This is a genomic window from Polaromonas sp. P1_G1, assembly GCF_056405595.1.
The window spans coordinates 1-22,347 of record NZ_JBFUBU010000066.1; the positions used below are offsets into that span (position 1 = coordinate 1).

The window sequence follows — 22,347 nt, forward strand, 5'->3', positions numbered from 1 at the left end:
CTGGCTGGGCCGAGGAGCGCAGACGTAGGCGGATCAGGGATCGCGCTTGTCTGAGCGAAGCGAGTTTGCGCGAGACCCCGCCGTAGTCGAGCACCGCAGGTTGCCCGTAGCGAAGCGCAGGGACCCAGACTGCGGGTCGCCTTTTCTTTGGTGACTTTCTTTTGGCGAAGCAAAAGAAAGTTACTTGCTGCCGGGCAACCCCGGCCAGCAGAACCAAGAGAAGAGCACCCCGTCGGAACAAGAACAGACAGACACAAATGGCCTTTGAGGCCAAAACCTCAAACCAGAGAATCCCCTCTCATCCTCTCCCCCAAAAAATCCAGAAAACTCCTAACCGCCGGCACCTGCCCACGCCGTGAAGTAAATACCGCATGCGCCACGCCGGCGGGAAGCGCCCAGTCCGGCAGCACGGGCACCAGCAACTGGGCCTGCCGCTCAGCCGCGCTCATGGAGTCGGGTAAAAAAGTCATGCCGGTGCCGGCCAGCACCGCGAGCTTCAAGGTCTGCAGGTCGTCAGCGACGTAGCGCGGCTGGTGATGCAGCACGAACTCCTTGCCGCCGGGGCCCAGCAGCCGCCAGGACGAGCGCCCGTCGGCCCAGGACATGGACACTGTGTCGAGCTTGAGCAGATCTTCGGGTTTCTCGGGCCGTCCCTGGCGCTGCAGCAGGGCCGGGCTGGCCAGCAGGTGGCCGCCGCCTGAGCCCAGGTTCTTGATCACCAGGCTGCCGCTGTCTTCCAGTGTTGGGCGCACGCGCAGCGCGATGTCTATGCCCTCCTCCACCAGGTCAATGACGCGGTTGGTCACGCGCATGTCGACGCGTACCTGCGGGTACAGCTCCATATAGCGCGGCACCAGGTAGCCCACCGAGCCCTGCGCCAGCGTCACCGGGCAGGTGATGCGCAGGGTGCCGCGCGGCTCGACCTGCATTTGCGCCACGGCTTCGGAGGCGGCCAGCGCCTCGTCACGCATGGTGCTGCAGTGGCGCAAATAAATTTCGCCAACTTCCGTGAGCGACAGCTTGCGCGTGGTGCGCTGCAAAAGCCGCACGCCCAGCCGCGACTCCAGCTCGGCCACACGGCGCGACAGCCGTGATTTGGGCAAGCCCAGCGCGCGGCCGGCCGCGGCAAAGCCACCGCGCTCCACCACTTCGGCGAAATACAGCATGTCGTTGAGGTCTTGCATGGGGAGCCGTCCTTCCGTGGATACCTGCCTGAATTGGCTGGGTTGTCCTTGATGGTGAATCATTGTCCTGTAAATAGAACAATCTATCGCAATTTTACCGACTTATCAATCAATCGACTCATCCGCACAATCTATCCATGGCTGCGATTCAAGGTGAATACGGCCTGAAAACCTGATTCAACAACTCTTTCATCAAGGAATCCCATCATGAGCAAGCTTCTCCACATCGACTCCAGCATCCTGGGCGGCAACTCGGTTTCCCGCCAGCTCACCGCGCAAATCGTGGCCTCCTGGCGCGCCGGCCACCCCAGCACCGAAGTCAGCTACCTAGACCTGGCCGCCGACACGCCGCCCCACCTCTCGGCCGAATCGCTGGGTTTCCGCATGCCTGCCGACACCGCCTTTAGCGACGTGCAGAAGCGCGAAAACGCCGTGTCCGAAGCGCTGGTGAGCCAGTTCCTGGCGGCCGACGTGATCGTGGTGGGTGCACCGCTGTACAACTTCGCGATTCCCAGCCAGCTCAAGGCCTGGATCGACCGCATCGCGCAAGTCGGCCGCACCTTCAAGTACACCGAAAAAGGCCCCGTGGGCCTGGCCGGCGGCAAGACCGTGATCGTGGCCTCGGCCCGCGGCGGTGTGTATTCGACCAGCGAAGCCATGACGGCCCTGGAACACCAGGAGAGCTACCTGAAAGTGGTGTTCGGTTTCTTCGGCATCACCGACGTGCGTTTTGTGCGCGCCGAAGGCCTGGCCATGGGCGAAGCCGCCAAGGCCGCCGCGCTGTCCGCAGCCCAGATTGAAATCGTGACGCACACGCAAGCGCCCGCAGCAAACCAGGGAAAAGCCGCGCTGGCCGCCTGAGCCTGGTGCATCGCGCACCAAACAAAGCCCGCATGTGCGGGCTTTTTTATGGCGCTCCCGAAATGCGTGCGCCACAGCCGCCCCGGTAATTATTTAATGACGAACAAGTAGTTCACTTTGGGTCGGCGTGTCCCTACACTCAGCGCTTGTCCCCGCTCACGGGCACAGGCATGAACAAGAAAGGTGAAGATGACAGCGACTTTGGCTCCGGACGACCGCGTAGATGCGGCCGCAACAACACAGCACACCCCCTTCTCCATCGAGATCCGGCCGTTTGATGCCCCGCTGGGCGCCGAAGTGCTGGGCCTGGACCTCTCGAAACCGCTCAGCGCCGCCGATTTCAGCCGCATCCACCGCGCCCACCTGGACTACCACGTACTGGTGTTCCGCGACCAGCGCATCACCCCGCAGCAGCACGTCGATTTCAGCCGCCGCTTCGGCCCGCTGCAGATCCACGTGCTCAAAAACTTCCAGCTGCAAAACCACGCGGAAATCCTGATCGTCTCCAACATCAAGGAAAACGGTGAGCCCATAGGCCTGGGCGACGCCGGCCATTTCTGGCACTCCGACCTTTCGTACAAAGACAAACCCAGCCTGGGCTCGCTGCTGCATGCGCAGGAACTGCCTGCCGAAGGCGGCGACACCCTGTTCGCCAACCAGCACACCGCCTGGGACACCCTGCCCGCCGCCCTCAAGACCGCCGTTGAGGGCCTGCGCGCCGAACACACTTACCTCGCCAAATACGAAGAACTGCGCAGCCGCAACCCCTGGCGCCCCAAGCTCACGCAGGAACAGGTTGAAGAGGTCAAGCCGGTGGTCCACCCCGTGGTCCGCACCCACCCCGAGAACGGCCGCAAGGCGCTGTTCGTCAGCGAACATTTCACCACCCGCATCCTCGACATACCCGAGGATGAAAGCAGCGCGCTGCTGAGCGAACTGTTCGAGCACACCTCACGCGCTGAACTCATCTACCGCCACCAATGGCAGCCGCACGACATGGTCTTCTGGGACAACCGGTCCGTCACCCACCTCGCAGCAGGCACGCCCGACCACCTGCGCCGCAAGCTCTACCGCACCACGATTGAAGGCGACACGCCGTTTTAACGACTCGTGGTCGACCTGCCGTTACCGACGCCAAGGCCGCGAGCCCTCACCCCAACCCTCTCCCAGAGGGAGAGGGAGCAATAAGGTTTGGTATGGCATTCGGTCCCCGCTCCCGACTGCCCCGTCCTGGCTGGGCCGAGGAGCGCAGACGTAGGCGGATCAGGGATCGCGCTTGTTTGAGCCGAAGGCGAGTTTGCGCGAGACCCCGCCGTAGTCGAGCACCGCAGGTTGCCCGYAGCGAAGCGTAGGGACCCAGACTGCGGGTCGCCTTTTCTTTGGTGACTTTCTTTTGGCGAAGCAAAAGAAAGTTACTTGCCGCCGGGCAACCCCGGCCAGCAACCCTCAGCAGCGGGAGCGACCGCCGGAGCAAGAACCGGCTTTGGATCACACCCTCAGGCGTGCTTCTTAACCCAAGCCACGTATGCATCCACCCAGCTTTGCAAAAACTTCCGACTCCCCTCACCAAGGCTGCCATCAGCCTCATAAAGCCCCTCCTTGTTGTGGATGAAGGCTTCAGGCTGGCCCAGCGTCGGCACATTCAGGTAGGCCAGGATGTTGCGCAGGTGCTGCTGCGACAGCGCAGTGCCGATGGCGCCGACCGACGCGCCTATCACGCCGGCCGGCTTGCCATCCCAGGCGCTTTGGCCGTAAGGCCGGGAGGCATGGTCGATCGCGTTCTTCAGCACGCCGGGAATCGAGCGGTTGTACTCGGGCGTGACGAACAGCAGGCCTTGCGCGGCCTTGATCTCGCCCTTGAGCCGGGTAACCTCGGCCGCCGGATTGCCGTCATCGTCCTGATTGTAGGGAGGCAGGTCGTCGATGCGCACGTGGGTGAAGCTGAAGTCCGCGGGGAATAATTTCTCCAGCGCCCTCGCGAGCTTTTTGTTGAACGAATCCTTGCGAATGCTGCCGACGACGACGGCGATCTTGTATTGGGCCATGGGCTTCTCCATTAAAAAGTGAAGGGACCATCGCGGGGCCGCGATGGGGAATCGGTTTGCGCCGGACCATTATGCGAAGCAGCGCCTGTCCAGGCTCGCGTGCAGGTGAAACACCTTGTGGGGGCGTCGGACATAGGCCCAAAATCGCCCCTCGCCTACAGCCGCCCGGACTGCGGGCCGACGGCGCCGCGGCCGGGCCTTGGCAATACTCATGGCGAAAGGACTTGCGGCCGCGAGAAAGCCACCCATCCGGCAGCAAGGCAAGGCGGCAAGGTGCAGCTCAAACATTTTTACGAGTTGGGGAAAAAGTCTGTCACGGCCTGGCTGGACGACTACGCCCCCAGCATGGGCGCGGCGATTTCCTACTACACGGTGTTTTCCATCGCGCCGCTGCTGCTGATCGTGATTGCCGTGGCCGGTTTTGTCTGGGGCCGCGAAGCGGTGCAAGGCGAGATCGTGGGCCAGCTCTCCGGCCTGATAGGCCGCGACGGCGCGCTGGGCATACAGGCGCTGATCGAAAGCGCCGACAAACCGGCCAAGGGCCTGCTGGCCACGGCCGTCAGCCTCGTGGTGCTGGTGGTCGGCGCGACCACCGTGTTCGCCGAACTGCAAAGCGCGCTGGACCGCGTCTGGGACGTGCCGCCTGCGCAGAAAACCAAAGGCATCTGGCGCACCCTGCGCGCGCGCCTGCTGTCGCTTGGTTTCATCCTCGGCCTGGGCTTCCTGCTGGCGGTGTCGCTGGTCATCAGCGCGGGCCTGGCCGCGCTCGGCGGCTGGATGACGGGGCTCTTCCCCGGCGCACAGGCGCTGCTGCAACTCCTCAACAGCGTCGTGTCCCTGGGTGTGGCCGTCCTGCTGTTCGCCATGATCTTCAAGCTCATGCCGCAAGCCATCGTCAGTTGGCGCGACGTCTGGGTGGGCGCCGTTGTGACGGCCGTGCTGTTTGAAATCGGCAAGGCGCTGATCGGCCTGTACATCGGCAAGAGCAGCGTGACCTCCTCCTTCGCCGCAGCCGGCTCGCTGGTGGTGTTGCTGCTGTGGGTGTATTACTCGGCGCAGATCTTTTTGCTGGGGGCCGAATTCACCTGGGTGTATGCGCACGACCACGGCTCGCTGGCCGCGGATAAAAAGGCGACCCAGGCCTCAGCGGAGGCCTCACCGGCCAAAGAACAAAACCGAGCATCCTAAAACCGAAATCGTTCTTGAAATTCCGTCTGCACCGAACCGGGCAGGTACTGTCAGCCGATCACCAGGTAACTGTTGAAGGCCCAACAGCCAGACCATTCAAACCCGCCAAAACCACCGAAAAACACTCCAAATCACTGGCATGGATGCTGCGATGTTGAGTGCGTCAACCACTCACTCCTCACGCCATGAATATCAACCGCTTACTCGGCCTTGCCGCTTTGTCCTTCGGCCTGCTCGCCACCCTGGCCCATGCCGCACCACCGCTGGAGAAAACCGAAATTCGCTACCAGGGCTGGGTCGGCCAGGTCACCTGGATAGAGCTGGCCGAAGACCTCGGCTACCTCGCGCCGCTCAAAGCCAAGTGGGTGGGCAACACCATCAGCGGCCCGCAGGACATCCAGAGCGTGGTCACCGGCGACGTCGACCTGGGCGGCGCCTTCAACGGTGCGGTCGTCAAGCTGTTGGCCAAGAAAGCGCCGATCAAGGCGGTGCTGGGTTACTACGGTGTGGACGAAAACACCTGGACTGGCTACTACGTCAAGGAAGACAGCCCGATCAAGTCCGCTCGCGACCTGATCGGCAAGAAGATCGCGGTCAACACGCTGGGCGCGCACCACGAGTTCATGGTGCGCGAATACCTGGACCGCGCCAAGCTCACCGACGCAGAGGCCAAGCAGGTCACGCTGGTGGTGACGCCGCCGGTCACCGGCGAGCAGGCGCTGCGCCAGGGCCATGTGGAAGTCACCACGCTGGGCGGTGTCCTGCGCGACAAGGCGCTGGAGCGCGGCGGCATACGCCCGCTGTTCACCGACCGCGCCCTGTACGGCAACTTCACGGCGGGCAGCATCGTGCTGCACGACAAGTTCATTGCGCAGAACCCCAACACCAGCCGCCACCTGGTGTCGGCGCTGGCGCGCTCCATCGAGTGGGCGCGCAACACGCCGGCCGCCGACGTGCGGGCGCGCTTCGTGAAAATCATCGAAGCCCGCAAGCGCGCCGAAAGCGCTGACAGCATCCAGTACTGGAAGAGCACCGGCGTGGCCGGAACCGGCGGCGTGATCAAAGATGCCGAGCTGCAGATCTGGATCAACTGGCTGGTGAAAGACGGGCTGCTCAAGCCCGGCCAGGTCAAGCCCGCGGACCTCTACACCAACGCCTTCAACCCCTACTTCACCAACGCCGACAAGCTGGCGTCCGCCAAATGAGCGCCACCAAGATCCGTTTTGAGAACGTCAGCAAGGAGTTCACCGTGCGCGCGGACGACGGCGCCGCCGCAAAGCGCTTTGTCGCGGTGCACGAGGTCACGCTGGACGTGAAGCCGGGCGAGTTCCTGGTGCTGGTGGGGCCCAGCGGCTGCGGCAAGTCCACGCTGCTGGACCTGCTGGCCGGCCTGGCGCTGCCCACCAGCGGCCGCGTGCTGATCGACGGCCGGCCCGTGACCGGCCCGGCGCGCGACCGAGGCGTGGTGTTCCAGCAGTACGCCCTCTTCCCYTGGCTCACGGCCCTGGACAACGTGGCCTTCGGGCTGGAAGTCGCGGGCCTGGGCAAGCGCGCCCGGCGCGAGAAGGCCGCGCACTACCTGGCGCTGGTGGGCCTGACCGACTTCGCCAACCGCTTTCCGCATGAGCTCTCGGGCGGCATGAAGCAGCGCGTGGCCATCGCGCGCAGCCTGGCTTACGAGCCGCAGGTGCTGCTGATGGACGAGCCATTTGCCGCGCTCGACGCGCAGACGCGTGAAACGCTGCAGGAAGAACTCGTGGAGATCTGGCAGCGCACCGGCAAGACCATTGTGTTCATCACCCACGGCATCGACGAAGCMGTGGTGCTGGGCCAGCGCGTGGCCATCATGACAACGCGCCCCGGCCGCATCAAACGCATCGTGGACATCCCCGAATCCCTGCGCGCCGGCACCGACGACGTGCGCTCGCTGCCGTTCTTCGGTGAACTGCGCCACGAGATCTGGTCGCAGTTGCATGACGAGGTCGCCTCTGCACGCCAGGAGCGCCGCGCGCGCATTGCCTCACAAGCCCAAAAGAAAGAGATCGCCCATGTCTGATATTGCCCTGAACGCGGGAAGCCTTCCCGCACCTTCCACGCATGCGGAGCGACAAACGCAGCAGGCACAAACACAAACGCCGCCGGTGTGGCTGCGGCTATACCGCCAGCTCGCCAATGCCACCTGGCGCTCCGGCCTGATCGTGGCGCTGGCCCTTCTGTGGGAGCTGGCACCCCGCCTCGGCCTGACCGACCCGACCTTTTTGCCGCCGCTCAGCGAGGTGCTGGCCGCCGGCTGGGCGCTGGCGCTGAACGGCCAGCTGTGGGAACACACCTCCATCAGCTTGGCGCGCTCGCTGGGCGGCCTGCTGCTGGCCATCGTCTTCGCCATCCCGCTCGGGCTGGCCATCGGCTGGTACCAACGCCTGGGCAACGCCCTGAACCCGTTGATCGAGCTGCTGCGCAACACCGCGCCGCTGGCCTTGCTGCCGGTGTTCCTGCTGCTGCTGGGCATCGGCGAGGTGTCCAAGCTGTCCATCGTGGTCTACGCCTGCGCCTGGCCGCTGCTGCTCAACACCATCTCGGCGGTGCGCCAGGTCGACCCGCTGCTGGTGAAATCGGCGCGCACCATGGGCGCGTCCTCACGCCAGCTGTTCCTGAAGGTGATCCTGCCGGCATCGGTCCCGACCATCTTCGTGGGCATACGCCTTGCCGCAGCTTCCGCCATGCTGGTGCTGATCGCGGCCGAGATGGTGGGCGCCAAGGCCGGGCTCGGCTACCTGATCATCTACGCCCAGTTCAGCTTCCTGATCGCCGACATGTACTTCGGGATCATCGCCATCACCGCCATCGGCGTGACCCTGAACTTCGTGCTGGAAAAGCTCGAGAGCCACTTCACGGCATGGAAACCCGCACCAGCCCGTAGCTGACCCGCCTACCCACAGAAAGACAATTCATGACTCAACGAAAACTGCGCCTGGGCGCTTTCATCATGGCCACCGGCCATCACATCGCCGCCTGGCGGCATCCCGGCTCGCAGGTGGACTCGGGCGTCAACATCGACCACTACATCGAGGTGGCGAAAATCGCCGAGCGCGGCCTCTTCGACCAGGTCTTTGTGGCCGACAGCCCGGGCATGGCCTTTCACGGCGACGACGAGGCCTTCAGCCGCCAGGGCCGGGTGTCCTACTTCGAGCCGGTGACCTTGTGGGCGGCCTTGTCGGCCGTCACGAAACACGTCGGCTTTGTGGCGACGGCGTCCACCACCTATGAAGACCCCTTCCTGCTGGCGCGCAAGTTCTCTTCACTGGACCACCTCAGCAAGGGCCGCGCCGCCTGGAACGTGGTGACCACGGGCGCCGACAACGTATACGGCAATTTCGGCCTGGACAAGCACCCCGAGCCCGCCGTGCGCTATGAGCAGGCGCATGAGTTCATCGACGTCGTCAAAGGCCTATGGGACAGTTTTGAAGACGACGCCTTCTTTCGCGACCCGGTGTCGGGCAAGTACTTCGACCCGGCCAAGGTGCATGCGATCAACCATTCGGGCAAGTACTTCAAGGTCAGCGGCCCGCTGAACCTGGAGCGCCCGCCGCAGGGCTACCCCGTGATCGTGCAGGCCGGGTCTTCCGAGCCCGGAAGGGAGCTGGCCGCCGCCTCGGCCGAAGCCATCTTCACCGCCTGGACCAGCCTGGCCGAAGCCCAGGCCTTCTACCGCGACGTGAAGGGCCGACTGGCCAAATACGGCCGCCGGCCCGAGCAGTTGCTGGTGCTGCCGGGCATCTCCCCGGTGGTCGGCCGCACGCAGGAAGAAGCCGACGCCAAGTGGGCCGAGCTGCAAAAGCTGATCCACCCGGCCGTCGGCCTGAACACGTTGCACACCTTCTGGCCGGGCGAAGATCTGTCGAAGTGGGACCTGGACGCACCGCCACCTTACATCCCCGAACCGCCGCCGGGACAGAACAGCCGCGCCCACGTGGTGCTRGAGCTGGCCCGGCGCGACAAGCTCACCGTGCGCCAGCTGTATGAATACCTGGCCGGCGCGCGCGGCCACTGGGTGGTGGTGGGCACGCCGCAGACCATTGCCGACAGGATGCAGGAGTGGTTTGAAAACGGCGCGGCCGACGGCTTCAACGTGATGCCGCCGGTGCTGCCTGAATCACTCAATGATTTCGTCGAACTGGTGATTCCCGAGCTGCAGCGGCGCGGCCTCTTCCGCACCGAATACGAAGGCAGCACCCTGCGCGAGAACCTGGGCCTGGACCGGCCGGCCAACCAGTTCACCGTCAAGGCGCGCAAGGTCGCCTAGCCCGTAGACATCGTGTCCCCTGGGTGGGATTTTCAAGGCCTGCGGTTTTATGCCGCAGGCCTTTTTTTTAACCCTGCTTCAGGCAAAGTTCAAGCCGCAACGGCCACCGGCGCCGCGGCGTTCTTGCCGGCATTGCCGGGTTGCCCCGCCTTGGCGTGCACCGTCGAGCGCCGGCCGTCCACGCTGACCGGCACGTCGCCCGCCAAGGTCACGCGGCGTACCACACGGTGCTGGTCGCCGTAGTCGTTGATGGCGTAGTGCTGGGTGGCGCGGTTGTCCCAGATCACGACGTCGCCCTGCGTCCAGCGCCAGCGCACCGTGTTCTCCAGGCGGATGATGTGCTCCTGCAGCACCGACAGCAGGTGCTGCGAGTCGGTACTGGAGTAACCCACCAGCTTCTTCACGAAATGCCCCAGCACCAGCGCCCGCTCGCGCGTTTCCGGGTGCACGCGCACGACGGGGTGCTCGGCCTCATGCAGGGTGCGCGTGAACACCTCGCGGTAGTGCCTGGCTCCCTCGTCCGAGATGTCCTTCTCCGTGCGCTGCGCGGCGTAGTCGTAATCGTTGCCGTGCACGGCCCACAGCTTGTCGGCCAGCTCGCGCAAGGCGGGTGGCAAGCCCTGGTAGGCCGCGGCGGTATTGGCCCAGACGGTGTCGCCGCCCCAGGGCGGAATCACCACGCCGCGCAGCACCGAGATCTTCGGCGGCGCGACCGCGAAGGTCACGTCGGTGTGCCAGGAGTTGGCGCGGCCGCCGTGGGCCGAATCGAGTTCCAGGATGTAGCCGCTTCCCTGGCGCGACGGCACCGTCGGGTGCGGCACCGGGTCGCCGAGCCGCTGGGCAAAGGCCTCCTGCGCGGCATCGTCCAGGTGCTGCTGGCCGCGCAGGAAGAGCACCTTGTGCTTGAGCAACGCCTGGTTGAGCGCCACCACGGTGTCGCCGGAAATCTCGGCCGACAGCCGCAGGCCGCGCACTTCCGCGCCTATGCGGCCGGCAACCGGCGTGATGTCAAGGATGGATGGGGAGGAATGGAGTTGGGTCATGGGATGCCTTTCTGGGGTGGGGAATAAGAGGGGAAATTTCAGAGGCCAGGTGCTCAGACCGTGGCACGTGTACCGTCAAAACGCGTGAAAGAAAACCCTTCGAAGGGCTCGCGAAAACTCGCCTTCTGTTCGCGCAGCAGGCTGATGACGAGGGCCTCGCCCTGGGCATAAGAGGCCGCCGCATCGGAACGCCAGTGGATGCCGGCCCAGGATCGCCCRGAGCCGTAGTTCAGCGCCAGCTTGTTGAGCTCACCGCCAATGGTCAGCGGCGGGCCCTCGTAAGGGACCAGCCGGGTCGGGTCGGCCGGGTCGGGCTGCACCGGGTTGGGAAACGGCCGCGATTCATCGTAAAACGCCTTGAGCAAGGTGGCCGTGACCGCGCCTATGATGGCCGCGCCGCCCGGGTAAGAGGAATGGATGGGCGCGCCTTCGGGATACACCTGCGAAAGCAGGAAGCTGCCGTTCTTCGCACGGCTGCGCTCCAGCGCCTGGGAACCCAGCAGTGCCGCGTGGATCGGGTAGTCGCCAACGCCATTGGCCAGCCGGTGATGCACCAGGCCGCCAAAGGCCTCGGGCCGCAGCACACGCTGGGCATACCACTTCTGGTAGTAATTGATGCGGATCCCCAGCGAGGCGGCCAGCGAAAGAATCGACTGGAAGTAAGCCGCGCCGAAAGTGCCGGAGGCGCCGCCCTGCGTCTTCGACGTGAGGTAGGGATTGTTGGTCGCCAACGGAATCTGCGCCCCCGGGTACAGCCCGCCGTAGCCGGGATCGACGGCGGACGCCGGCGTACTGAGCAGTTGGTTGCCGATGACGCTGAAGGCGGCTGCCGCATGCGCATAGGTGGCCAGGTCGCGCCCGGTGGCGATGTAGCGCAGGGTCGGGTCCTGGATGATTCGCCCGCGCGGCGCATTGCCGTTTTGCACATGCAGCCACTCGTCATAGGCCGTCAAAAACTCGCTGGCCGGCGTGTAGGTGCGAATGCGGGCAGACAGGCTCTGCGGCCCGAAAGGCACGTCGCGGTACAGGAACTGCGAAATCACCGGGCCGTCCACCACGCCCGGCGGCGTGACCCAACGGCCCGTGCGGCCGCTGCGGTCTTTCGCATCGACGTAAAACGCCGCGCCGCGAAACAGCGTCTGCGGCGTCACGCGGCCGTTGACCTTGGGCCCATAAAAATCCGGCGCGCGGCTGAGCTCTTCGGCGGCTTGCAGCACGTCCTTGTGTGTGGTGCCGTCGCGATATTCGCTGAGGGGTACGTCGCGCAACAACGATTTCCAGTACAGCTCGATGGCTTCACTGGCACGGGCCGCGCTGGCCAGCGCCGGCGCCGGCGGCAAGCTGAATTGCCCGGCGTTCAGCCCGTCGAGGCTGACGGCCAACGTGCCCACCGGGTTGAGCAGCTTGCGCGTGCCGCCCAGCGGGATCTTCTCGAAATCGGCCGGGTCGCGCGAGGCGAATGCCGCAGTGGCCAGTTTCCATGCGGCCGGGTCCACCTCGCCGCGCGCGTTGTGCGGCAAGGCGCGGCTGTCCGACCCTATCCTGTTCGGGTAGCGGTCTTCATCGCCATTGGTGGGATGCGGCGGGATGGGTGCCTCGGCGTTGGCCTTGGCCAGGCCGGTACGCAAGGCTGATGCGCGCTGTCGAAATTGTTCGTCATAGGCGTCGGCCGCCGTGGCGCTGCCCTGCGCCGCCGCGGGCAGCGCGGTGAGCAGCAGGGCCGGCGCCGCTACTCCGGTAGCCAGGCCGGCGAGGCTTGCGCCAGCCTGGCCAAGAAAGTCGCGCCGTTGGACGTTCTGCGGCGCGCCACTGGAGTCGCTAAAGGTGGTTGTTGTGCTTGTGGTGTTCTGAGACATGAAGGCCTTGAAAAATAGAACGAGTGAATGAACGGTGTCACTCGGCTATTGCAGAAGGTATGCCAAAGAAATCGGCCTGTAGGGAGGGGATTAGACGTCCCGGCTGCTGGAAAACAAACAGCGCTGTGATGGATGCCAGCACTGCGCCCGTTGCCTTGTGCAGAATGCAGCAGCTTGAGCAGCAGCATGGGCCGCCGCCGTGCAATGGGTCAGTCGGCGTCCGCCGGTTCGACCGGCTCGGGAAGCTCATGGCCGGCATCGAGCAGGCCGTGCCGTTTGAGCAGCGTTCTCAGCGCATTGCGCGACAGACCCAGCCGGCGCGCGGTATGGACCTGGTTGCTGCCGCAAAATTCATAGGCGGTTTTGACCAGGGTTTCCTCGACCTGGTTGAACAGGGCGGGCTGGGCCGCATGCAGGCGCTGCAGCAGGACCTCGCGCAGTAGATCGGTTTCGGGGGCCGGAGCCGCTGCCGCATCCACAGCTGACACCGCCTCCACGGCCGGCGCGACCGGCGGCGCTCTGCCGCTACGCGAAGCGCCCGCGACCGAACGCTGGTTCACCTGCAAGTCAAGCGCCGTCAGCCTGCTACTGGGCGCGACGATCAGGGCGTAATGCACGACGTTTTCCAGCTCGCGGATATTGCCCGGCCAGTCATGCGCGAGCAAGGCCTGCTCGGCGTCGGGTGCCAGGCTGGCGCCGGTGATGCCCAGGCGCGCTGAATAGTTGGCCAGGAAATGGCGCGCCAGCGGCAGGATGTCGCCGGGGCGTTCATACAGGGGCCGCAGCTCCAGCGTGGCCACGCTGATGCGGTAATACAGGTCGGCGCGAAAGTGGCCGGCGGCCACCGCGTTGCGCAGGTCGACGTTGGTGGCCGCGATCAGGCGCACATCCAGCGCGATGGGCTTGCGCGAGCCCAGGCGCACCACCTGGCGTTCCTGCAGCACACGCAGGAGCTTGACCTGCAGGGCCAGCGGCAGGTCGCCGATCTCGTCGAGAAACAGCGTGCCGCCGTTGGCCGATTCAAACCAGCCCGCGCGCGCCTGCGATGCGCCGGTGAAGGCGCCACTCTCATGGCCGAACAATTCGGCATCGATCAGCGCTTCGCTGAAGGCGCCGCAGTTCACGGCCAGGAAGGGCCCGCGCCGCCCGCTGCCCTGGTGCACGCGGCGCGCCAGCAATTCCTTGCCAGTGCCGGTCTCGCCGATCACCAGCACGGTCGCGTCTGTGGGCGCGACCTGCTCCACGCGCTCGAGCAAGGCCACCGAGCCCGGATCCTCGAACACCAGCGCCTTGGCGCGTATGGACAGGGCGCCGGCGTCGGGAAGCGTCAGCAGGTGGGACATGCGCTAGTGACGTGGTTTGGTGCCGCGGTTTAGAAGCCGGCCAGCACCGCGCCCTTGAACTCGGCCTGCACGAACTTGCGGATCTCTTCCGAGTGGTAGGCCTTCACGAGCTTGGCGACCCAGGGCTTGTCTTTGTCCTGCTCACGCACGGCCAGCAGGTTGACGTAAGGCGACTTGGCGGCTTCCTGCGCGATCGCGTCCTTGGGGTTCAGGCCGGCCGACAGCGCATAGTTGGTGTTGACGGCCGAGGCGTCCAGGTCGTCGAGCGAACGCGGCAGCTGCGCGGCGTCAAGCTCAACGAACTTGAGCTTCTTGGGGTTCTCGATCACGTCCAGCGGCGTGGCCTTGAGGCCGGCTTCGGGCTTGAGCTTGATCAGGCCCTTGTCCTGCAGCACCAGCAGCACGCGGCCGCCGTTGGTCGGGTCGTTCGGGATGCCGAAGCGCGCGCCTTCCTTCAGCTCGGCCAGGCTCTTGACCTTTTTGGAGTACAGGCCGATCGGGAAGTTGACGGTATAGCCCACATTGACGATCTTGTAGCCGCGGTCCTTGACCTGCTGGTCCAGGAAGGGCTTGTGCTGGTAGCTGTTGGCGTCCAGGTCGCCGGCGGCGAGCGCCGCGTTGGGCTGGATGTAGTCGCTGAACTCGACAACCTGGATTTTGAGGCCGTCTTTTTCGGCGATCTTTTTGACCTGCTCAAAAATCTGCGCGTGCGGGCCGGCGGTGACGCCGATTTTCAGCGGCTTGTCCTGCGCGAGCACGGCGGCGGGCAAGGATGCGGCCAGCGCGAGTGCGATGGCGGACTGGATGAGGGTGCGTTTGTTCATGGTGTTTCCTTTTTGGATGAATAAAAAATCTTGCTCCCTCTCCCCCTGGGAGAGGGTTGGGGTGAGGGCCGGCGGCCTTTGCAAGCCAGGCATCCTTTCGACCGCCGACCGGCCCCCACCCCTGCCCTCCCCCAGTGGGGGAGGGAGAAACTCAGGGAGTCAACATCGCTGTTGATAGGAGATGAAGGCCCCGCTCATTTGTGGCTCAACCTGCGCACAGCCCAGTCGCCCAGGCTTTGCACCGCCTGCACAAACAGGATCAGCACCAGCACCACGGCCAGCATGACTTCCGGCAAAAAACGCTGGTAGCCGTAGCGGATGCCCAGGTCGCCCAGCCCGCCGCCGCCAATCGCGCCGGCCATGGCTGAATACCCCGTCAGGCTCACAAAGGTGATGGTCAGGCCCGCGACGATGCCGGGCAGCGCCTCGGGCAGCAGCACCTTGAGCACGATTTGCCGCGTGGTCGCGCCCATGGCCTGGGCCGCCTCGATGAGCCCGTGGTCCACCTCGCGCAGCGAAGCCTCCACCAGCCGCGCGACAAAGGGCGCGGCTGCGATCGTGAGCGGCACCACGGCGGCCGCCGTGCCAATGGATGAACCCGTCAGAAAACGCGTGAGCGGAATGATGGCCACCAGCAGGATGATGAAAGGCGTGGAACGCACGGCGTTCACGAGGCCGCCCACTACGCGGTTGGCGCCGGCGTTGCGCAGCACGCCGCCCTCGTCGGTGAGCCGCAAAAACACGCCCAGCGGAATGCCGATCAGCGCGCCGACCAGGCCCGAGATGCCGACCATGACGATGGTTTCCCAGAGCGAGCTGACAAACAGCTCCAGCAGGGCTTGCGAAAAATTACTGAACATGGGCCAGCCTCCCGGTCAAATCGCCGCCGACTTCGTCGACATGCACACCGGCGCCGCGCAGGTGCGCGACCGCCGCATTGAGCTGCGCCCGCGCGCCGCGCGCGAACACCGCAAGCGAGCCGAAAGGCTTGCCCTGGATCTCATCGACCTGGCCGTGCACGATGGACAGGTCGATGCCGAAGCGGCGTATCACGTCCGACAGCAGCGGCCGGTCGGACTCGTCGCCGGCAAAGGCCAGGCGCAGCAGCTGGCCTTCTTCGGGATGCTCGGCGCTCATCAGGGTGCGTATGCGCGCCAGCACGCTGTCCGGCAGATCCTGCGGCACGATCTCGGCGATCAGGCTGCGTGTGGTTTCGTGTTGCGGGCGCGTGAAGACGTCGATCACCGGCCCGCTTTCGACGATGCGGCCGGCGTCTATCACCGCCACACGGTCGGCCACCTGCTTGATGACCTGCATCTGGTGGGTGATGAGCACGATGGTCAGGCCGAATTCCTTGTTGATCTGGCGCAGCAGCCCCAGGATGGAGCGTGTGGTCTCCGGGTCCAGCGCCGAGGTCGCCTCGTCGGACAGCAGCACCTTGGGCCGGTTCGCCAGCGCGCGCGCAATGCCCACGCGCTGCTTTTGCCCGCCGCTGATCTGCGCCGGGTAGCGGTCGGCCAAGGCGCTGAGGCCGACCAGGTCCAGCAGCGGCTCGACGCGAGACTTGATCTCAGCGGCCGGCAACCCGGCGATTTCGAGCGGCAAGGCCACGTTGCCGTAGACCGTACGGGATGAGAGCAGGTTGAAGTGCTGGAAGACGATGCCGATGTCGCGGCGCGCCACGCGCAAAGCATCGCCGTTAAGGGCCGTCAGTTCGCGGCCGCCGACCAGCACCTGTCCGGCGGAAGGCCGGTTCAGCAGGTTGATGACCCGCACCAATGAGCTTTTGCCGGCGCCGCTGCGGCCGATGATGCCGTAGACCTCGCCCGGCTGGATGTGAAGGTCGACGCCCCTGAGCGCTTCGACCGGGCCCGTGGAGCCCTTGTAGGTCTGAAAAATACCTTTGAGTTCGATCATGAAATCCCGCTAAGCCTTTGTCGCCGTCGCGCTTCTTGTGGAAGCACGTCAGCCCTTTTTGTGAACAGACAGCGAATGTAGAAGCTTGAAGCTCAAACTCAAAAGAATATTAAATAAGTTAATTAGATGAATTCAGACTATACAAATAATTACACCCGGATTTAAAGCAAATCCAGTTTTCTTATACCCGGGTGTTATAGAATTAATTCACCCGGATGAAACACCCTCCTTTCATCGCTTACCAAAGTTAATCCAATGCCATCCCTATCCTCTCCCGAACCCTCTCCGCGCCTAGTCGCCTTCGCAGGCTTCCGGCAAGTCGCCGCCGGTGACCGCGCACAGGTCGTCAGCGCGCTGCGCAAACTGTCCGCCACCGAAGGCACGCTGGTCCGCGTGTTCAATGACGCCACCGGCGAACGCATAGACCTGGACCTGCGGCCCGAGGCTGAGGTCGCGCCCTCACCCACAGCCGCCGCGGAAGCCCCCGCAACGGAAGCCTCGGCCGCGCGCCCGGTCGGCCGGCCCAAGCTGGGTGTCGTGGCGCGTGAAGTCACACTGCTTCCCCGCCACTGGGAGTGGCTGGGCAGCCAGCCCGGCGGTGCCTCGGTCACCCTGCGCCGCCTGGTCGACGAATCGCGCAAGGCAAACGAAGGCCGCGTCAGCGTGCGCGCCTCGCGCGAGAACGCCTACCGCTTCATGAGCGAGATGGCCGGCGACCTGCCGGGCTTTGAAGAAGCCAGCCGCGCACTGTTCGCCGGGGACAAGCCGAAGTTTGAAAACCTGGTCGCGCCCTGGCCCGAAGACCTGCGCCTGCAGCTGGCGAAACTGGCCGCCGGCGGCTGGAGCGCCGAATGACGCCGCCCGCCACCAAAGCGCTGAGCGACGGCGTGCCGATGTGGAAAACCTTCGCGGCCTTTCTCGGCCCCATGCTGCTCAGCAACATCCTGCAGTCGCTCTCGGGCACGATCAACAACATCTACATCGGCCAGATGATCGGCGTGGGGGCGCTGGCGGCTGTCACCAGCTTTTTCCCCATCATGTTYTTCTTCATTGCCTTCACCATCGGGCTGGGCGCAGGCGCCTCGGTGCTGATCGGCCAGGCCTGGGGCGCGCGCGACACCGGCAAAGTCAAGGCCGTGGCCGGCACCACGCTGGCGGTGGGCGCGAGCTTCGGCCTGGCCATCGCCGTCTTTGGCGGCGCCTTCACCGCGCCGCTGCTCAAGGCCCTGGGAACACCGCCCGACATCCTGGCCGATGCCACACTCTATGCCCGCATCATGCTGATCGCCATGCCGGGGCTGTTCGTTTTCCTGCTGTCGACCTCCATGCTGCGCGGCGTGGGCGACACGGTGAGCTCGCTCTACACACTGTGCATTTCAACCGCCTGCGCCCTGGTCGTGACGCCCGCGCTCATCCTGGGCTGGGGCGGCCTGCCGAAGCTGGGCGTCGCCAGCAGCGCGGTGGCCACCATCCTGTCCTTCCTCATCGCAACCGGCTGGCTGGCCCGGCGCCTGCACACCATCAACAGCCCGCTGGCGCCCGATGCCGAGTTCAGGCGCCACCTGCGCGTGAACCCCGCCATCCTGAAAACCGTGCTGAGGGTCGGCGTGCCCACCGGCGTGCAGCTGGTCGTCATCTCGCTCGCCGAGATCGCGCTGCTCTCGCTGGTCAACGGCTACGGCTCCAACGCCACGGCGGCCTACGGCGCGGTGAACCAGGTGGCGGCCTACGTGCAGTTTCCGGCCATTTCCATCGCCATCACGGCCTCCATCCTCGGGGCACAGGCCATAGGCGCGGGCCGCACCGACAGACTGGGCGCCATCACCCGCACGGGCCTGCAGATGAACCTGGCGCTGACCGGCGTGCTGGTCGTGCTGGGCTACCTGTTCTCGCGCCACCTGATGGGGCTTTTCATCACCAGCGAACCCGTGATCGAGCTGTCGCAAACCCTGCTGCACATCATGCTGTGGAGCAGCGTGGTCTTCGGCATGCAGGGCGTGGTCTCGGGCGTCATGCGCGCCAGCGGCACGGTGTGGGTGCCCATGGGCATTTCGATTTTCTGCATCGCGCTGGTCGAGGTGCCCGTGGCCTGGGTCATGAGCCACCGCATCGGCGTCAACGGCATCTGGATCGCCTACCCCGTCACCTTTGTCGCGATGCTGTGCCTGCAGACGGCGTATTACCGCCTGGTCTGGAAGAAACAATCGATACGCCGGCTGGTGTAAAGAAATGGGGGCCGGCGGGCCGCTCCCTCAGGAGCGCGTGAACTGCGCATCCGGCACGGCGAACAGCCCGTCGTCGCCGGCCCTGCCGTCCAGGAACTCCCCGCCCACCCGCAGCGCCTCCGCGATCAGGCGCTTCACGGCGTCGAGCTTGTTCCTCAGGCCCGGCGATATGCCGACGAAGGAATAGACGCAATAGCTTTCCTGCCGCACCACGGCAAACTCGCCTTTCATCACAAAGGCATAGCACCAGGCGGCATCCGGCTTGCCGGCCAGGGAAACCGGCAGCAGGCAGGCCTTGACGCCTTCATCAATCGCCCAGGTCTGGTGGTGGAGCTCCCTGGACGCGTCATGCCGGGACTGGGCGAACTTGCGGATGTCGCGTTTCACATCGGGTGTCCAGAACGAATCAAAAACGTCCCGGGCAATGGGCTTGATCACAAATGCCATGGTGGTCTCCTCTGAGGGGCGGCGGGCTTGCGGCGGATCGGGCTTGAAGGGCTTCCGGGAATCACCGAATGCCGGACCATATTCCATTTCCCGGCGGGGATTTCGGGAAATTGTCCGTAGATGGAAATTTGAAGTGGGATTTCGCCAAGCACATCCTGTGCTCTTTGTCACAGACTCACACAGGCTCATCCTGAAGCCTTGCTACCATGAATGCGACCAGGGATTTCTCCCCTCTCTCGTTGCCGCAGCCGGGCGCCCGCTGTCCGCGCCGCGTCAACGACCCGATCACACGCATGACCCGCCGCAACGCCACCATCGACATCGCCAAAGGCCTTGGCATCATCCTGGTCGTGCTCGGGCACAACCCGATCGTGCTGCACGAAAGAGGCGAGCTCTTCCGGGTGATTTATTCCTTTCATCTGCCCCTGTTCTTTTTTCTCTCGGGCATTTTCCTGAAAGACTCAGTGCAGTGGGGGAAGTTTGCGCTGTCCCGCGCCGATGCCATTCTCAAGCCCTACTTCGTCGTCCTGGTGCTGCTGGGCATGGCGGAGATGCTGCTCCCGCGCCTGATGCCGCTCCCCGCCACAACCCCGCTGGTCTATTTTTCCGGTGTTCTTTATGCCAGCGCGCCCACCATCGCGTGGACACCGCTGTGGTTTTTGCCGGATCTTTTTGTGGCGTCGCTGCTGTCCCTGGCCATCCTGCGCGCGACCCTGGCCTTGGACAAGAATCGCGCGGCCTGGCTCTGGCTGATCACTGCCGGCCTGCTGGCAACGGGCATCGTGTTCATCGACAGGTTCTGGCAAACCGGGACGACGAAGCTGTCCTTCATGGGCCTGGACCGTGTGCCGGGACTGCCGTGGAGCCTGGACCTGGCCTTCATCAGTTCGGCCTTCATGCTGTCCGGGTTCCTGCTCGCAAAGCGGGTGGCGGCCCTGCGTTTCAGCGCCATCGGGTTTCTGGTATCGGCCGTCGCGTTCGCGGCGCTGCACTGCTTTTTTGACGTGCCCATGGACCTGGGCCTCAGGGCCTACGGCAACCCCCTGATCTCCACGGCACAGGCGGCGCTGGGCATTTACCTTGTCCTGTGCGCCTCGTCGTTGCTGCAGCCGCATGCGGCGTTCCGGCGGCCGCTGGGCTACATAGGATCAGGCAGCCTGTTCATCCTGCTGTTCCATTACGTCTCCCAGGGAAGAATTTTCCTGATGCTGTCCCGTGTCGGCCACAACGAGATGCTTGTCGGCGCGGCAAGCCTTGCGGCCGGGGTGGTGCTGCCCCTGATCCTGCTGGAGCTTGTGCGCCGCCAGCGGCACCTGGCGGCGCTGCTGCTGCCCTTGCGCGCCCGCCCGCCGCCCCCGCAAAACACGCCCGGCAAATTGGCATGAAGCCGGGCCTGCATGGTTAATGTCTTATTTGCCTACTTTCCTTTGGGCGTGATCACCACGTCCACGCGCCGGTTGCGGGCCCGCCCCTCTTCGGTGGCGTTGTCGGCCACGGGCTGCGACTTGCCATAGCCCTTCACCGCCAGGCCCGCCGCCGGCACGCCTTCCTGCGACACAAAATAGTCCTTCACCGCGGCGGCCCGTTTGTCTGACAGCGCCTGGTTGCTGGCCTCATTGCCGACGTTGTCGGTATGGCCGGACACCATCACCGCCGCATCCGCGAACTTCTTCACGCGATCGGCCGCCTCATGCAGCGTCTGCCGCGCCTCCGGCTTGAGAACAGCCTTGCCAGTGTCGAACAGCACCGCGGAATCCAACGCGATGGTCACCACCTTGGGCGGCGTGAATTCATCGAAGTCGTGAGGGCCGTCGAATTTGGCGCGAAAGTCCACCGTCTCGGCCGACAGGTCCAGCCGCAGGATCACCGGCTGGCGCTTGTCGACCTTGCAGCTCATCACGCCGCGCTTGTCCAGGGTGGTGTTGCCCAAAGACAGCTCGCACAGCCGTTCCGAGCGCAAGGTGTACAAGCCCAGCGTCAAGGCATTGCTCACGGCGGCCGAGGTGTTTTTACCGTCGCCCGTCACGACCAGCTCGCCCGGCCCGGCGTTGAAGGCGTAGTAATAGGACACCGCTTTTTTGATTCCCTCACCCTTGATGCGGTTGCCCTTGAGGCGGGTCGGTTCGTCGATGTCGGTGGAGCCCGCGCCCGCGACAGGCTTGGCGGCGCCGGCAGCCTGGGGCGGCGGCAACTCAACCGGGCCTTCCAGCGCCACCGCGTAATCGATGGTCTCTTCGCTGAGGTCCAGCCGCAGGATCAGCGGCTGGGCTTTTTCGACCTGGCAATTGATCACGATGGTCTTGTCGGCATTGGTGTTGCCGTGTGATTCGGAGCACAGCTTGTTGGCCTTGAGGTCATACAGCCCAAATGCCAGGGCCTGGGTCGCACCGCTCGGTGAGTTCTTGGCGGTCGCGGTGAGTTTGACGGTGCCGGCGCCCGCGTTCAGCGCGTAGTAATAGGTCAGCTTCTGCTTGATGCCGGCGCCTTTGATCTCTTTTGCCGGCAAAGGCGTGGGGTTGTCCGGGTCGGTTGACGCCGCAGGTACCGAGGCAGCGGGCGCCGCGGGTGCCGCGGCCGCAGGGGATGCGGGGCTTGCTGCAGGCGCGGGGGCTGGGGCGGCCGCGGGAGCTGGAGCAGCAGCGGGCTGGGGCGCCACCTCCTTCTTGCCGCAGGCCGCGAGCGTGATGCTGATAGCTGCGGCAACGCATAGCGTTGCAAGTCCTTGGTGTTTCATGGGAGCCCTCCTTAGGCGCTATGTTGTGGTTGTTATGTCACTGTGTAATGTGCTGTACGGTGGTGTTTTCTGTCAATTGGCCTTTGCTGAGGCGCTGGCCGGGTCTTGCTCCGGCCTTTGCGCTACTGTTCTCTCTGCTGAGGGTAGCTGGCCGGGGGTAGCCCGGCGGCTACTCACTTTTCTTTTGCTTCGCCAAAAGAAAAGTAAGCAAAAGAAAAGGCGACCCTGGTTGCTGCGTCCCTGCGCTGCGCTACGGGCAACCTGCGGTGCTCGGTCCAGACGGGGTCTCGCTAAACTCGCTTCGCTCAAACAACGCGATCCCTGATCCGTCTGGACCTCCGCTCCTCGGCGCATCCACAAGGGGTGGGGAAGGAATA

General features: G+C 64.8%; 20 protein-coding genes. 10 read left to right on the forward strand and 10 right to left on the reverse strand.

The annotated features are described in order from the left end of the window. Positions 1–278: 278 nt before the first annotated feature. Entirely contained in the window at positions 279–1,184 is a 906-nt protein-coding gene (locus tag AC1D1Y_RS23985) for a LysR substrate-binding domain-containing protein (RefSeq protein ID WP_477684551.1), read from the reverse strand. A 207-nt stretch (positions 1,185–1,391) separates the two neighbouring features. Between AC1D1Y_RS23985 and AC1D1Y_RS23990 the strand changes: the two genes are divergently transcribed. Then, positions 1,392–2,045 carry an FMN-dependent NADH-azoreductase gene (locus AC1D1Y_RS23990; protein WP_477684552.1) on the forward strand — a complete coding sequence of 218 codons (654 nt, stop codon included), beginning with the start codon at positions 1,392–1,394 and terminating at the stop codon, positions 2,043–2,045. 189 nt (positions 2,046–2,234) lie between these two features. After that, positions 2,235–3,149 (forward strand): TauD/TfdA dioxygenase family protein, encoded by a 915-nt coding sequence (locus tag AC1D1Y_RS23995; RefSeq protein ID WP_477684553.1) that lies wholly within the window; start codon positions 2,235–2,237, stop codon positions 3,147–3,149. Positions 3,150–3,541: 392 nt separating this feature from the next. Here the strand turns inward: AC1D1Y_RS23995 and AC1D1Y_RS24000 are convergent, their stop codons facing one another. Further along, positions 3,542–4,090, reverse strand: a complete 549-nt coding sequence (locus tag AC1D1Y_RS24000; RefSeq protein WP_477684554.1) for an NADPH-dependent FMN reductase — start codon at positions 4,088–4,090, stop codon at positions 3,542–3,544. A 273-nt stretch (positions 4,091–4,363) separates the two neighbouring features. On the opposite strand from AC1D1Y_RS24000, the gene AC1D1Y_RS24005 reads away from it, so the two are divergent. The 5 genes from AC1D1Y_RS24005 (at position 4,364) to AC1D1Y_RS24025 (ending at position 9,581) form a co-directional block, all read left to right on the forward strand. Further along, entirely contained in the window at positions 4,364–5,278 is a 915-nt protein-coding gene (locus tag AC1D1Y_RS24005; protein ID WP_477684555.1) for a YihY/virulence factor BrkB family protein, read from the forward strand. Positions 5,279–5,463: 185 nt separating this feature from the next. Next, a complete protein-coding gene (locus tag AC1D1Y_RS24010; protein WP_477684556.1) occupies positions 5,464–6,483 on the forward strand; it encodes an ABC transporter substrate-binding protein in 1,020 nt (339 codons plus the stop codon). Beyond that, a complete protein-coding gene (locus tag AC1D1Y_RS24015; protein WP_477684557.1) occupies positions 6,480–7,334 on the forward strand; it encodes an ABC transporter ATP-binding protein in 855 nt (284 codons plus the stop codon). The genes AC1D1Y_RS24010 and AC1D1Y_RS24015 overlap by 4 nt, the downstream gene beginning before the upstream one ends. Beyond that, positions 7,327–8,202 (forward strand): ABC transporter permease, encoded by an 876-nt coding sequence (locus AC1D1Y_RS24020; RefSeq protein WP_477684558.1) that lies wholly within the window; start codon positions 7,327–7,329, stop codon positions 8,200–8,202. The genes AC1D1Y_RS24015 and AC1D1Y_RS24020 overlap by 8 nt, the downstream gene beginning before the upstream one ends. A 26-nt stretch (positions 8,203–8,228) precedes the next feature. Continuing rightward, positions 8,229–9,581, forward strand: coding sequence for an LLM class flavin-dependent oxidoreductase (locus AC1D1Y_RS24025; protein WP_477684559.1), 1,353 nt, complete (start codon positions 8,229–8,231; stop codon positions 9,579–9,581). An 89-nt stretch (positions 9,582–9,670) separates the two neighbouring features. Here AC1D1Y_RS24025 and AC1D1Y_RS24030 read toward each other — a convergent pair whose 3' ends face one another. The 6 genes from AC1D1Y_RS24030 to AC1D1Y_RS24055 form a co-directional block, all read right to left on the reverse strand. Beyond that, entirely contained in the window at positions 9,671–10,624 is a 954-nt protein-coding gene (locus AC1D1Y_RS24030) for a TauD/TfdA dioxygenase family protein (RefSeq protein WP_477684560.1), read from the reverse strand. A gap of 53 nt (positions 10,625–10,677) precedes the next feature. Continuing rightward, positions 10,678–12,480, reverse strand: a complete 1,803-nt coding sequence (locus tag AC1D1Y_RS24035) for a phosphatase PAP2 family protein (protein ID WP_477684561.1) — start codon at positions 12,478–12,480, stop codon at positions 10,678–10,680. 209 nt (positions 12,481–12,689) lie between these two features. Next, complete coding sequence (locus AC1D1Y_RS24040) at positions 12,690–13,823, reverse strand: sigma-54 interaction domain-containing protein (RefSeq protein ID WP_477684562.1); 1,134 nt, start codon at positions 13,821–13,823, stop codon at positions 12,690–12,692. 29 nt (positions 13,824–13,852) lie between these two features. After that, positions 13,853–14,647 (reverse strand): MetQ/NlpA family ABC transporter substrate-binding protein, encoded by a 795-nt coding sequence (locus tag AC1D1Y_RS24045; RefSeq protein WP_477684563.1) that lies wholly within the window; start codon positions 14,645–14,647, stop codon positions 13,853–13,855. Positions 14,648–14,841: 194 nt separating this feature from the next. Beyond that, on the reverse strand, positions 14,842–15,507 hold the full coding sequence (locus AC1D1Y_RS24050) for a methionine ABC transporter permease (RefSeq protein WP_477651679.1): 666 nt from the start codon (positions 15,505–15,507) through the stop codon (positions 14,842–14,844). Continuing rightward, positions 15,497–16,564 (reverse strand): methionine ABC transporter ATP-binding protein, encoded by a 1,068-nt coding sequence (locus AC1D1Y_RS24055; RefSeq protein WP_477684564.1) that lies wholly within the window; start codon positions 16,562–16,564, stop codon positions 15,497–15,499. The genes AC1D1Y_RS24050 and AC1D1Y_RS24055 overlap by 11 nt, the downstream gene beginning before the upstream one ends. 255 nt (positions 16,565–16,819) lie before the next feature. On the opposite strand from AC1D1Y_RS24055, the gene AC1D1Y_RS24060 reads away from it, so the two are divergent. Next, positions 16,820–17,419: a DUF2239 family protein gene (locus AC1D1Y_RS24060; RefSeq protein ID WP_477684565.1), complete on the forward strand. Its 600-nt coding sequence runs from the start codon at positions 16,820–16,822 to the stop codon at positions 17,417–17,419. Beyond that, on the forward strand, positions 17,416–18,789 hold the full coding sequence (locus AC1D1Y_RS24065) for an MATE family efflux transporter (protein ID WP_477684566.1): 1,374 nt from the start codon (positions 17,416–17,418) through the stop codon (positions 18,787–18,789). The genes AC1D1Y_RS24060 and AC1D1Y_RS24065 overlap by 4 nt, the downstream gene beginning before the upstream one ends. 27 nt (positions 18,790–18,816) lie before the next feature. Here the strand turns inward: AC1D1Y_RS24065 and AC1D1Y_RS24070 are convergent, their stop codons facing one another. After that, on the reverse strand, positions 18,817–19,236 hold the full coding sequence (locus AC1D1Y_RS24070; protein ID WP_477684567.1) for a hypothetical protein: 420 nt from the start codon (positions 19,234–19,236) through the stop codon (positions 18,817–18,819). A gap of 293 nt (positions 19,237–19,529) precedes the next feature. On the opposite strand from AC1D1Y_RS24070, the gene AC1D1Y_RS24075 reads away from it, so the two are divergent. Beyond that, positions 19,530–20,621, forward strand: coding sequence for an acyltransferase family protein (locus AC1D1Y_RS24075; RefSeq protein WP_477684568.1), 1,092 nt, complete (start codon positions 19,530–19,532; stop codon positions 20,619–20,621). Between the two features lie 32 nt (positions 20,622–20,653). Here AC1D1Y_RS24075 and AC1D1Y_RS24080 read toward each other — a convergent pair whose 3' ends face one another. Next, positions 20,654–21,970, reverse strand: coding sequence for an OmpA family protein (locus AC1D1Y_RS24080; RefSeq protein ID WP_477684569.1), 1,317 nt, complete (start codon positions 21,968–21,970; stop codon positions 20,654–20,656). Positions 21,971–22,347: the final 377 nt, after the last annotated feature.